This window comes from Klebsiella sp. ME-303, from assembly GCF_007910085.1.
Taxonomy (GTDB): Bacteria; Pseudomonadota; Gammaproteobacteria; order Enterobacterales; family Enterobacteriaceae; genus Klebsiella; species Klebsiella michiganensis.
Genome location: NZ_VOJB01000102.1, coordinates 98,115 through 110,966, shown reverse-complemented (window position 1 = coordinate 110,966; position 12,852 = coordinate 98,115). Strand labels below are relative to the sequence as shown.

Sequence of the window (12,852 nt, the reverse complement as noted above, 5' to 3'; positions counted from 1 at the left end):
GTCGTTAAAACTTTTTTCATCACACACCTCACATATAGTTAACTACCTATAAGTTTACTGAGTAACTATTTTTAAAGTATTAATAAGATATGCAATTTTATTAACGGCGACACAGTTCTAAACATCACCGATAAAAAAAGCGGCTCACTGAGCCGCTTTTTGGATTTTGCCTGAAAGAAAAATTTACTTTTTCTTCGCTTTCGCGTTTGGCAGGTCGGTGATGCTGCCTTCGAAGACTTCTGCTGCCAGGCCAACGGACTCGTGCAGAGTCGGGTGAGCGTGGATGGTCAGCGCGATGTCTTCAGCGTCACAGCCCATTTCGATCGCCAGACCGATTTCACCCAGCAGCTCGCCGCCGTTGGTGCCGACAATCGCCCCGCCGATAACGCGGTGAGATTCTTTGTCGAAAATCAGTTTGGTCATACCGTCAGCGCAGTCGGAAGCGATGGCGCGGCCAGAAGCAGCCCACGGGAAGGTGGCGGTTTCGTAGCTGATGCCTTTCTCTTTCGCTTCTTTCTCAGTCAGACCAACCCACGCAACTTCCGGCTCGGTATAGGCGATGGACGGGATAACTTTCGGGTCGAAGTAGTGCTTCATGCCGGCGATAACTTCGGCAGCAACGTGGCCTTCGTGAACGCCTTTGTGCGCCAGCATCGGCTGACCGACGATATCGCCGATAGCGAAGATGTGCGGCACGTTGGTACGCAGCTGTTTATCAACGCGGATAAAGCCACGCTCGTCAACTTCAACGCCTGCTTTACCGGCATCGAGGTTTTTACCATTCGGCACGCGGCCGATAGCTACCAGCACGGCGTCGTAGCGCTGCGCTTCAGCCGGGGCTTTTTTGCCTTCCATGGAAACGTAGATACCGTCTTCTTTCGCTTCAACGGCGGTCACTTTGGTTTCCAGCATCAGGTTGAATTTCTTACTGATGCGCTTGGTAAAGACTTTCACCACGTCTTTATCGGCAGCCGGGATAACCTGGTCGAACATTTCAACCACGTCAATCTCTGAACCCAGCGCATGGTATACGGTACCCATTTCCAGACCGATGATACCGCCGCCCATAACCAGCAGGCGTTTTGGTACGGTTTTCAGCTCCAGCGCATCGGTGGAGTCCCATACGCGCGGATCTTCATGCGGAATGAACGGCAGTTCGATCGGACGGGAACCCGCCGCGATGATAGCGTTGTCGAAGTTGATGACGGTTTTACCGTTTTCGCCTTCCACTTCCAGGGTGTTAGCGCCGGTAAATTTACCCAGACCGTTAACCACCTTCACTTTACGCCCTTTGGCCATGCCAGCCAGACCGCCGGTCAGCTGAGTGATGACTTTTTCTTTCCAGGTGCGAATCTTGTCAATGTCAGTTTTCGGTTCACCGAAAACGATGCCGTGTTCGGCCAGCGCTTTCGCTTCTTCGATAACTTTAGCAACGTGCAGCAGTGCTTTAGAAGGGATACAGCCGACGTTCAGGCAAACACCGCCGAGGGTGCTGTAACGTTCTACGATGACGGTTTCCAGACCTAAATCAGCGCAACGGAAGGCAGCAGAATAACCTGCGGGGCCTGCCCCAAGTACCACGACCTGAGTTTTGATTTCAGTACTCATCATGACCTCTGTTATTTGTATCCGGCGGGTCTGACGCTATTGTTTTTACGCCCATGTCCACCGGGACGTTCTATCCGCAAGCATTTTACAAAATTGTTAACAATTTTGAAACAACAAACGGCAAACGATTTTGTCCTTTATTGCTGGTAACTTCAAAACGCAGAAGAGATTACCAGAAAAAAGCCGGCCGTCAGGCCGGCTTTTTGCTTACATCACCAGGCGGCGAATGTCGCTCAGCATATTGTTGATGATGGTGATAAAGCGCGCACCATCAGCACCGTCGATCACGCGGTGGTCGAAGGACAGAGAGATCGGCATCATCAGACGCGGCACGAACTCTTTGCCATTCCATACCGGCTCCATCGCGGACTTGGAGACGCCGAGGATAGCCACTTCCGGCGCGTTCACAATCGGTGCGAAGTGGGTGGTACCCAGGCCGCCGATGCTGGAGATAGTGAAGCAACCACCCTGCATTTCGCCAGCGGTCAGCTTACCATCACGCGCTTTCTTGGAAATCACGGTCAGTTCACGAGACAGCTCGGTAATGCTCTTCTTGTTCACGTCTTTGAAGACCGGAACAACCAGACCATTCGGGGTATCAACCGCCACACCGATATTGATGTATTTCTTCAGCGTCAGACGCTGTGCATCTTCAGACAGGGAGCTGTTGAAGCGCGGCATCTGCTCAAGCGCCGCGGCAACGGCTTTCATGATGAAGACCACCGGAGTGAATTTCACGTCCAGCTTACGCTTCTCAGCTTCGGCATTCTGCTGTTTACGGAACGCTTCCAGATCGGTGATATCGGTTTTGTCGAAGTGCGTAACGTGCGGGATCATCACCCAGTTACGGCTCAGGTTAGCACCAGAGATCTTCTGGATGCGGCCCAGTTCAACTTCTTCCACTTCACCAAACTTGCTGAAGTCCACTTTCGGCCACGGCAGCATGCCCGGGATACCACCACCGGTAGCAGCAGGCGCGGCTTCAGCGCGTTTAACCGCTTCTTTCACGTAGGCCTGAACGTCTTCGCGCAGGATACGGCCTTTACGACCAGTTCCTTTCACTTTCGCCAGGTTTACGCCGAACTCGCGCGCCAGGCGACGAATCAGCGGGGTAGCGTGAACGTAAGCGTCGTTTTCAGCGAACTCAGATTTGCCTTCTGCTTTTGCAGCAGGTGCAGCTGGTTTAGCAGCCTGAGCCGGTGCAGCAGCTGGTGCTGGGGCAGCCGCGGCAGCCGGAGCTGCGGCAGGCGCGGCGCCTTCCACTTCGAAGACCATAATCAGGGAGCCGGTGGAGACTTTGTCGCCGGTGCTGATTTTGATCTCTTTCACGGTACCCGCGAACGGCGCAGGCACTTCCATGGAAGCTTTGTCGCCTTCAACGGTGATCAGTGACTGTTCAGCGGCAATTTTATCGCCCACTTTCACCATCACTTCAGTCACTTCAACTTCATCGCCGCCGATATCCGGCACGTGAACTTCTTTAGAACCTGAAGCTGCCGGTGCAGCAGCAGCCGGAGCGGCTTCCGCTTTCGCCGGCGCCGCGGCAGGCGCTGCGCCCGCCACTTCGAAGATCATGATCAGGGAACCCGTGGACACTTTGTCGCCGGTGTTAATCTTGATCTCTTTCACGGTACCGGCGAACGGCGCCGGCACTTCCATAGAGGCTTTATCGCCTTCTACGGTGATCAGGGATTGTTCAGCGGCGATGGTGTCGCCCACTTTTACCATGATTTCCGTGACTTCAACTTCATCACCGCCGATATCCGGTACATGAACTTCTTTCGCGCTGGCGGCTGCCGGTGCTGCGGCGGCCGGAGCGGCTTCTTTCTTCTCTTCCTGCGCAGGTGCAGCGGCTGCTGCACCATCGGCGGAATCGAAAATCATGATCAGTTTACCGGTCTCGGTTTTGTCGCCGACGGAGACTTTGATCTCTTTAACGACGCCAGCCTGCGGAGACGGGACTTCCATAGAGGCTTTGTCGCCTTCTACGGTGATCAGCGACTGTTCAGCTTCAACTTTGTCGCCCACTTTGACCAGAATCTCGGTGATTTCAACTTCATCAGCCCCGATGTCCGGTACTTTGATTTCGATAGCCATTATTCTTTTACCTCTTACGCCAGACGCGGGTTAACTTTATCTGCATCGATGTTGAATTTAGTGATGGCTTCCGCAACCACTTTCTTATCGATTTCGCCACGTTTAGCCAGTTCGCCCAGCGCTGCTACCACCACGTAGGAAGCGTCAACTTCGAAGTGATGACGCAGGTTTTCACGGCTGTCAGAGCGACCGAAGCCGTCGGTACCCAGTACGCGGTAATCATCGGCCGGTACGTAAGTACGAACCTGCTCAGCGAACAGTTTCATATAGTCAGTAGATGCGACTGCCGGAGCGTCGTTCATCACCTGAGCGATGTACGGAACGCGCGGCGTTTCCAGCGGATGCAGCATGTTCCAGCGTTCACAATCCTGGCCATCACGCGCCAGTTCGGTGAAGGAGGTGACGCTATAAACGTCAGAGCCTACGCCGTAGTCTTTGGCCAGGATCTGCGCTGCTTCACGGACGTGACGCAGGATAGAACCGGAGCCCAGCAGCTGAACTTTACCTTTGCTACCTTCAACGGTTTCGAGTTTGTAGATACCTTTACGGATACCTTCCTCGGCGCCTGCTGGCATTGCCGGCATGTGGTAGTTTTCGTTCAGCGTGGTGATGTAGTAGTAAACGTTCTCTTGTTTCTCACCGTACATACGCTCCAGACCATCGTGCATGATGACCGCAACTTCGTACGCGTAAGACGGATCGTAAGAGATACAGTTCGGGATGGTCAGAGACTGAATGTGGCTGTGGCCATCTTCGTGCTGCAGACCTTCGCCGTTCAGCGTGGTACGACCGGAAGTCCCGCCGATCAGGAAGCCGCGAGCCTGCTGGTCGCCTGCCTGCCAGCACAGGTCACCGATACGCTGGAACCCGAACATGGAGTAGTAGATGTAGAACGGGATCATCGGCAGGTTGTTGGTGCTGTAGGAGGTCGCAGCAGCCAGCCAGGATGCACCGGCACCCAGTTCGTTGATACCTTCCTGCAGAATCTGGCCTTTCTCGTCTTCTTTGTAGTAAGCAACCTGCTCACGGTCCTGCGGAGTGTACTGCTGACCGTTCGGGCTGTAGATACCAATCTGACGGAACAGGCCTTCCATACCAAAGGTACGCGCTTCATCGGCGATGATCGGCACGAGGCGGTCTTTGATGGATTTGTTCTTCAGCATCACGTTCAGGGCACGAACGAACGCGATAGTGGTAGAGATCTCTTTATTCTGCTCTTCCAGCAGCGGACCGAAATCTTCCAGGGTCGGCAGCTCCAGCTTCTCATCGAAGTTTGGCTGACGGCTCGGCAGATAGCCGTGCAGTTTCTGACGCTGGGCGTGCAGATAGGTGTGCTCTTCAGAACCTTCCGGGAAGGTCACGTACGGCAGTTTTTCGATATCAGCATCGGCAACCGGCACGTTGAAACGATCGCGGACGTAGCGAACGCCGTCCATGTTCATTTTCTTAACCTGGTGAGCGATGTTTTTACCTTCAGCGGTGTCACCCATGCCGTAACCTTTAATGGTATGGGCGAGGATTACGGTGGCTTTGCCTTTGGTTTCCTGTGCTTTTTTCAGCGCAGCGTAGACTTTCTTCGGATCGTGACCGCCGCGGTTCAGGGCCCAGATCTGCTCGTCAGTCCAGTCGGCAACCAGCGCTGCGGTTTCCGGATATTTACCGAAGAAGTGCTCACGCACGTAAGCGCCGTCTTTGGATTTGAAGGTCTGGTAGTCACCGTCAACGGTCTCTTCCATCAGCTGGATCAGTTTACCGCTGGTATCTTTACGCAGCAGCTCATCCCAGCGTCCGCCCCAGATAACCTTGATAACGTTCCAGCCAGCACCGCCAAAGATGCCTTCCAGTTCGTTAATGATCTTGCCATTACCGGTAACCGGGCCGTCAAGGCGCTGCAGGTTACAGTTGATAACGAAGACCAGGTTGTCCAGCTTCTCACGGGTCGCGATGGTGATCGCGCCTTTGGATTCCGGCTCGTCCATCTCGCCGTCGCCGAGGAAAGCGTAAACGGTTTGTTTGGAAGTGTCTTTCAGGCCGCGGTGTTCCAGATACTTCAGGAACTTAGCCTGATAAATCGCACCGATTGGGCCCAGACCCATAGAGACGGTCGGGAACTGCCAGAATTCCGGCATCAGTTTCGGGTGCGGATAAGAGGACAGACCTTTACCGTGAACTTCCTGACGGAAGTTGTTCATCTGCTCTTCAGTCAGACGACCTTCCAGGAAAGCACGCGCGTAGACGCCCGGAGAGATGTGGCCCTGGAAGTAAACCAGGTCGCCGCCGTCCTGCTCGTTGCGTGCGCGGAAGAAGTGGTTAAAGCACACTTCATAGAAGGTTGCGGAAGACTGGAAGGAAGCCATGTGGCCGCCCAGTTCGAGATCTTTTTTCGATGCGCGCAGAACGGTCATAATCGCGTTCCAGCGGATCGCAGAACGGATACGACGTTCCAGATCCAGATTACCCGGGTATTCCGGCTCATCTTCAACGGCAATAGTGTTCACGTAACCGCCGGTCGATGCGCCAGCAGCCACTTTCACCCCGCCTTTGCGGGCTTCAGAAAGGAGTTGGTCAATAAGATACTGAGCGCGCTCAACACCTTCTTCACGGATGACCGATTCGATCGCCTGTAGCCAGTCGCGAGTTTCGATCGGATCCACGTCATTTGGTAAACGTTCTGACATGGGGGGTATTCCTTATCTATCTAATCGTTGATTAATCTGGAACCTGTCCCATTGCGCTCTTTGTTCTTCATACTTCTGGCTGTCTCTTTGTTGGCTTCGCTTCCTCACCCCAGTCACATAGTTCACTATGCTCCCGGGGATTCGCGCGCTTGCCGCCGCGATACACCCAAAATTATTTTGAACAACTAAAAGTGCAATAAGACAGGTTCTGCGTTTAGTTGCCGCGCTCTAAAAATGGCGCTTAAGAACCGGAGTTCTCATCTTTTCGTTGCTGTAAACGACGCAGTGAGCGTTCACGACGGCTCTGCTCACGGCTACGATCCAGCAAAATTTCCTCAATGAACGCCAGGTGACGATGCGACGCTTCACGCGCCTGCTCCGGTTCCCCGGCGATTATCGCCTCAAAAATGCGAGTACGATGATTGCTGACCTGCGGGAGCATCTCCCGACGGGCGTACAACAATTCAAAATTCTGGCGAACGTTCTGGGCCAGCATCGGCTCCATACAGCGTAGTAGATGGAGCAGCACCACATTGTGCGCCGCTTCGGTGACGGCGATTTGATACTGGACGACGGCATCGGATTCGGCGTCGAGATCGCCGGACTGCTGAGCCCGCTCAATGGCCTGATGCAGCTCGCGAATGCGTTCGCGGTCTTCATCATTGCTGCGCAGCGCCGCGTAATAAGCCGCGATGCCTTCAAGCGCGTGACGGGTTTCCAGCAGATCAAATTGGGATTCAGGGTGGTCGGACAGTAGCTCTACCAGCGGGTCGCTGAAGCTCTGCCACAGGCGGCTTTGTACAAACGTTCCGCCCCCCTGGCGACGAAGCAACAAGCCCTTAGCTTCGAGGCGTTGAATAGCCTCACGGAGCGAGGGACGGGAAACGTCGAACTGTTTTGCCAGTTCACGTTCTGGCGGGAGTTTTTCACCGGGGCGCAACGTCCCCTCAAGGATTAAAAACTCCAGCTGCTGCTCTATCACATCGGATAGTTTTGGTTGGCGGATCTTGCTGTAGGCCATATTCCCTGTCTCTGCCATTAGCCCGGAGTCAATTGGTCTTACCAATTCATAGTTCGTATCGCTAAAGTAACAAAGTATTCACCTTCTGTCCATACAGGTTTTGATTGAAATCATTAAACCCGGCACGTTTTAACAACCTTACAGAAATAACATTTCAAAAATGTAACCTTGCACAAATGTTGTGTTTACTCACAAAGAGGTAGCGTTAACGTAATAGAAACGAAAAATTACGCTATCTGAACCGATTCAACTCCTCATGAAGTGAATATAAATTCAATAAATTTGCATGGATGACAAATAGTGGGTAGGCACTGGCGCATGGGGTGGGATTTACAAATGGCGTCTTTTTGCTCGCTTCGTCATCATCCCTTCATAAAGCAGGTGCATTCAGCGGCGCTTATCACTATTCTCCATGATACGAAAGGCCTTTTCATGAATTTCCTCTCCGCCTTGCGTAAAGAAATAAGTACATCTACGGAATTTGATAATTACACAAACACAACAATATGTGCGCTACATCACTCGGGGCAAAACGGGGCGCAGGCTCCGTAGAAATTCGCTGACTATGCTATCAGGCAGGGATGGACAGCGAAGAAGTCACCTGATGGATGACGCGGACAAACATAATAGCCATAACCACACACGAGGATTCATGATGGAAGGTCAACAGCATGGCGATCGGCTAAAGCGCGGCCTTAAAAACCGCCATATTCAGCTTATTGCGCTGGGAGGCGCTATCGGTACCGGTTTGTTTCTGGGTAGCGCATCCGTCATCCAAAACGCGGGTCCCGGTATTATTCTGGGCTACGCAATTGCCGGTTTTATTGCTTTCCTGATTATGCGTCAGCTGGGCGAAATGGTCGTCGAAGAGCCGGTAGCCGGTTCATTTAGTCATTTTGCCTACAAATACTGGGGCGGCTTTGCAGGCTTCGCTTCCGGCTGGAACTACTGGGTGCTTTACGTGCTGGTCGCAATGGCCGAGCTGACCGCGGTCGGGAAATACGTCCAGTTCTGGTGGCCGGAAATTCCTACCTGGGTTTCTGCGGCCGTTTTCTTTATCGCTATCAACGCCATCAACCTGACGAACGTCAAGGTGTTTGGCGAGATGGAGTTCTGGTTCGCGATCATCAAAGTCGTCGCCGTCGTGGCGATGATCCTGTTCGGCGGCTGGCTGCTGTTCAGCGGCAACGGCGGCCCGCAGGCCACCGTACGCAACCTGTGGGAGCAAGGCGGATTCCTGCCGCACGGCTTCACCGGGCTGGTAATGATGATGGCGATTATTATGTTCTCTTTCGGCGGGCTGGAGCTGGTCGGTATCACCGCAGCCGAAGCGGATAACCCGGAGCAGAGCATTCCGAAGGCCACCAACCAGGTCATCTACCGCATCCTGATTTTCTATGTGGGCTCGCTGGCCGTTCTGCTTTCGCTGCTGCCGTGGAGCCGCGTAACCGCCGATACCAGCCCGTTCGTCCTGATTTTCCACGAGCTGGGCGATACCTTCGTCGCGAATGCGCTGAATATCGTGGTATTAACCGCGGCGCTCTCCGTTTACAACAGCTGCGTATACTGCAACAGCCGGATGCTGTTCGGTCTGGCCCAGCAGGGGAACGCGCCAAAAGCGCTGATGAGCGTCGATAAACGCGGCGTGCCGGTCAACACCATCCTCGTCTCCGCGGTGGTCACCGCGCTGTGCGTACTGATTAACTACTTCGCGCCGGAATCCGCGTTTGGTCTGCTGATGGCGCTGGTGGTTTCAGCCCTGGTGATCAACTGGGCGATGATTAGCCTGGCGCACATGAAGTTCCGTCGCGCTAAGCAGCAGCAGGGCGTGGTCACCCGCTTCCCGGCGCTGCTTTATCCGCTGGGCAACTGGATCTGCCTGCTGTTTATGGCGGGAGTGCTGGTGATCATGCTGATGACCCCTGGCATGGCGATTTCCGTCTACCTTATCCCGGTATGGATTGCCGTTCTCGGCGTCGGCTACCTGTTTAAGCAGAAAACCGCCAGCGCCATTAAAGCATAATCCTGCATCTCCACAACCTGTGTCCGCCCGCCGCTGGCGGACACAGCGCATTGTTATCTGCTTCACACTTTCCCCCTGATAACCGATTTATCCATATCGTTAACCCTATCCTGCAACGCATTAGTCCATTACCCGGCTAATAATTCTCTCCATACCGCCACGGGGAGATCGCTGCGATGAATGGCAATAAGCTTTCAGTTAAAGAAAAAATAGGCTACGGGATGGGTGACGCCGGATGCAATATCATATTCGGCGCCATCATGTTGTTTGTTAACTATTTTTATACGGATATTTTTGGTCTCGCGCCGGCGCTGGTGGGCGTTTTGCTGCTTTCCGTACGCGTTATTGATGCCGTCACCGATCCGATTATGGGGGCGATGGCCGACCGTACCCGCAGTAAATACGGGCGCTTTCGCCCATGGCTGCTGTGGATTGCCTTCCCGTACGCGCTGTTCAGCGTGCTGATGTTTACCACCCCGGAGTGGTCGTACAATAGCAAGGTTATCTATGCTTTCGTCACCTACTTCCTGCTCTCGCTGACCTACACCGCGATCAACATCCCCTACTGCTCCTTGGGTAGCGTGATTACGAATGACCCGAAGGAACGCGTGGCCTGCCAGTCCTATCGCTTCGTGATGGTCGGTATCGCCACGCTCCTGCTCTCCCTGACGCTGCTGCCGATGGCGGACTGGTTCGGCGGTGAGGATAAAGCCAAAGGCTATCAGATGGCGATGACCGTGCTGGCGATTATCGGTATGTGCATGTTCCTGTTCTGCTTTGCCACCGTTCGTGAACGCGTAAAACCCGCCGTCCAGACCAACGACGAGCTGAAAAAAGATCTGAAAGACGTCTGGAAAAACGACCAGTGGGTTCGCATCCTGCTGCTAACGCTGTGCAACGTTTGTCCGGGCTTTATTCGCATGGCCGCCACCATGTACTACGTCACCTGGGTGATGCAGCAAAGCACCCACTTCGCCACGCTATTTATCAGCCTCGGGGTAGTCGGAATGATGATCGGCAGTATGCTGGCTAAAGTCCTGACCGACCGCTGGTGCAAACTGCAGGTGTTTTTCTGGACCAACATCGTGCTGGCGATTTTCTCCTGCGCCTTCTACTTCTTCGACCCGCACGCCACCATGATGATTATGGTGCTCTACTTCCTGCTGAACATTCTGCATCAGATCCCCTCGCCGCTGCACTGGTCGCTGATGGCCGACGTGGATGACTACGGCGAATGGAAGACCGGCAAACGCATCACCGGCATCAGCTTCTCCGGCAACCTGTTCTTCCTGAAGGTCGGTCTGGCCATCGCCGGCGCGATGGTTGGCTTCCTGCTCTCCTGGTACGGTTACGATGCCGGTGCGAAGCAGCAAAGCGCCTCCGCGATTAACGGTATCGTATTGTTATTCAGCGTTATCCCCGGCATCGGCTATCTGATTACCGCGGGGGTGGTGCGTATGCTGAAGGTAAACCGCGAATTTATGCGGCTAATTCAGTCCGACCTCGAGAAACGCCGGGTCAACTACAGCGAACTCAACGACTATCAGGAACTGAAAACCGGCGAACAGGTAAGGAAAGCGTAATGAAAAACTGGCCGAATCCATTTATTGAACAACGCGCGGACCCGTATATTCTGCGCCATCAGGAGAGCTACTACTTTATTGCCTCGGTGCCGGAGTATGACCGTCTGGAAATCCGCCGCTCAGCAACCCTTGAAGGTTTACGCGACGCGCAGCCGGTGGTCGTCTGGCGTAAACCGGACAGCGGCCCGATGAGCCAGCTCATATGGGCCCCGGAGCTGCATGAGATTGACGGCAAATGGTATATCTACTTTGCCGCCAGCCACACCCACGATCTGGATGCGCTGGGCATGTTCCAGCACCGCATGTTCGCGCTCGAATGCGCGGAGAGCGACCCGTTAACCGGGAAATGGCAGGAAAAAGGCCAGATTAAAACGCCGCTTGATACCTTTGCGCTGGATGCCACCACCTTCCACCATCAGGGTAAACGGTGGTACCTGTGGGCGCAAAAAGATCCGGAAATTAAGGGTAATACCAACCTCTATCTGGCTGAACTGGCAAATCCGTGGACGCTAAAAGGTCAGCCGGTCATGCTGAGTCAACCCGAGTTTGACTGGGAGTGCCGGGGTTTTCTGGTGAACGAAGGCCCGGCGGTCCTGTTCCACGGCGACAAGCTGTTCGTCAGCTACTCCGCCAGCGCCACCGACGAAAACTACTGTATGGGCTTATTGTGGATAGACATTAACGCCGACCCGCTGCGGCCGGAAAACTGGCATAAAGCGCCGCAGCCGGTGTTCCGTACCAGCTATGAGAATCGTCAGTATGGGCCCGGACACAATAGCTTTACGCAAACGCCGGAGGGAGAAGATGTGCTGGTGTACCACGCGCGCAACTACACCGAAATCGAAGGCGACCCGCTGTACGATCCGAATCGCCATACCCGCCTGAAGCTTGTCCGCTGGGACGAAAACGGGATGCCTGATTTTGGCATCCCGGCAGCAGATACGGATTAAAAGCGGAACCTGCCCCCAGCGGGCAGGTGCTTAAATCAGCGTACCGTAAATCGTCAGCAGCGCCATAATCACCACCACCACCAGCGATGTTTTTTTCGCCATGGAGACCGCCGCCTTCGGCGTCGCCACTTTATCCACATGCGGCTCGCGCGCCAGCGAATACTGCGCCAGGCGCGTCAGCACCTGATACTGCGAAGAGTGGAGGTCGCCCAGCGAGGCAAACCACGCAGGCAAAGCCTTTTCCCCGTGCCCAACCAGCGCGTACACCACGCCGACCAGACGTACCGGAACCCAGTCGACCACGTGCAGAATGCCGTCAATACCCGACTGTAAGCGATGACGCGGCGTCTGATAACGCGCCAGCCAGGTCTGCCAGGCCCGCAGCGTACAGTAGGCAATCAGGGTTAACGGTCCCCACGGCCCGCCGACAACGAACCAGAACAGCGGAGCGAGATAGTAGCGGTAGTTAATCCACAGCAGCGCGTTTTGCAGCTCGCTCAGATATTCACGCTGGTCGCAGCCGGGCGGCACGCCGTGGATCAGGGTGAGCTCGCTGGCCATGGCGTCGCAGGCGCGGCTATCATCGCGCGCCGCCGCCTTCAGGTAGGCGTGATAGTGCAGACGGACTTTGCCCGCGCCGATGCACAGCAGGCCCAGCAGGATCCAGAACACCAGCAGAGGAATGTTAAACAGCTGCCCCTGCAGCAGGCGCTGAATAATAAACACGACCGCCGCCGCCGCGACCGTCATCAGTAGGGTGGTGAGCAGGGAATAATGCTTTACCCGGCGAAACAGCACTTCCAGCCGGTGATCGAGCTGCCAGTGCTCGCCCAGCTTAAACAAACGCTCGGCAATGAGGACTAACAGCGTAGTGAACAACGTCATGGCATCT

General features: G+C 54.6%; 8 protein-coding genes. 3 read left to right on the top strand and 5 right to left on the bottom strand.

Annotated features, from left to right (window positions below; genetic code table 11):
• Positions 1 to 183: 183 nt before the first annotated feature.
• The 4 genes from lpdA to pdhR form a co-directional block, all read right to left on the bottom strand.
• Positions 184 to 1,608, bottom strand: coding sequence for a dihydrolipoyl dehydrogenase (gene lpdA / locus FQK12_RS24615; RefSeq protein ID WP_004098637.1), 1,425 nt, complete (start codon positions 1,606 to 1,608; stop codon positions 184 to 186).
• A 207-nt stretch (positions 1,609 to 1,815) separates the two neighbouring features.
• A complete protein-coding gene (aceF, locus tag FQK12_RS24610; RefSeq protein WP_014227937.1) occupies positions 1,816 to 3,705 on the bottom strand; it encodes a pyruvate dehydrogenase complex dihydrolipoyllysine-residue acetyltransferase in 1,890 nt (629 codons plus the stop codon).
• Positions 3,706 to 3,719: 14 nt separating this feature from the next.
• Positions 3,720 to 6,383 carry a pyruvate dehydrogenase (acetyl-transferring), homodimeric type gene (gene aceE / locus FQK12_RS24605; protein ID WP_004098634.1) on the bottom strand — a complete coding sequence of 888 codons (2,664 nt, stop codon included), beginning with the start codon at positions 6,381 to 6,383 and terminating at the stop codon, positions 3,720 to 3,722.
• A gap of 241 nt (positions 6,384 to 6,624) precedes the next feature.
• Positions 6,625 to 7,404 carry a pyruvate dehydrogenase complex transcriptional repressor PdhR gene (pdhR, locus tag FQK12_RS24600; protein WP_004098632.1) on the bottom strand — a complete coding sequence of 260 codons (780 nt, stop codon included), beginning with the start codon at positions 7,402 to 7,404 and terminating at the stop codon, positions 6,625 to 6,627.
• Positions 7,405 to 8,056: 652 nt separating this feature from the next.
• Here pdhR and aroP point away from each other — a divergent pair.
• From aroP to FQK12_RS24580, 3 genes are all read left to right on the top strand, one after another.
• Positions 8,057 to 9,427, top strand: coding sequence for an aromatic amino acid transporter AroP (aroP, locus tag FQK12_RS24590; protein ID WP_086544283.1), 1,371 nt, complete (start codon positions 8,057 to 8,059; stop codon positions 9,425 to 9,427).
• A 176-nt stretch (positions 9,428 to 9,603) separates the two neighbouring features.
• Entirely contained in the window at positions 9,604 to 11,010 is a 1,407-nt protein-coding gene (locus FQK12_RS24585; protein ID WP_014227935.1) for a glycoside-pentoside-hexuronide (GPH):cation symporter, read from the top strand.
• Positions 11,010 to 11,960, top strand: a complete 951-nt coding sequence (locus FQK12_RS24580) for a family 43 glycosylhydrolase (protein WP_014227934.1) — start codon at positions 11,010 to 11,012, stop codon at positions 11,958 to 11,960. Before FQK12_RS24585 ends, FQK12_RS24580 begins: the two co-directional genes overlap by 1 nt.
• Positions 11,961 to 11,990: 30 nt before the next feature.
• Here FQK12_RS24580 and ampE read toward each other — a convergent pair whose 3' ends face one another.
• Positions 11,991 to 12,845: a beta-lactamase regulator AmpE gene (ampE, locus tag FQK12_RS24575; RefSeq protein WP_014227933.1), complete on the bottom strand. Its 855-nt coding sequence runs from the start codon at positions 12,843 to 12,845 to the stop codon at positions 11,991 to 11,993.
• Between the last annotated feature and the right edge of the window lie 7 nt (positions 12,846 to 12,852).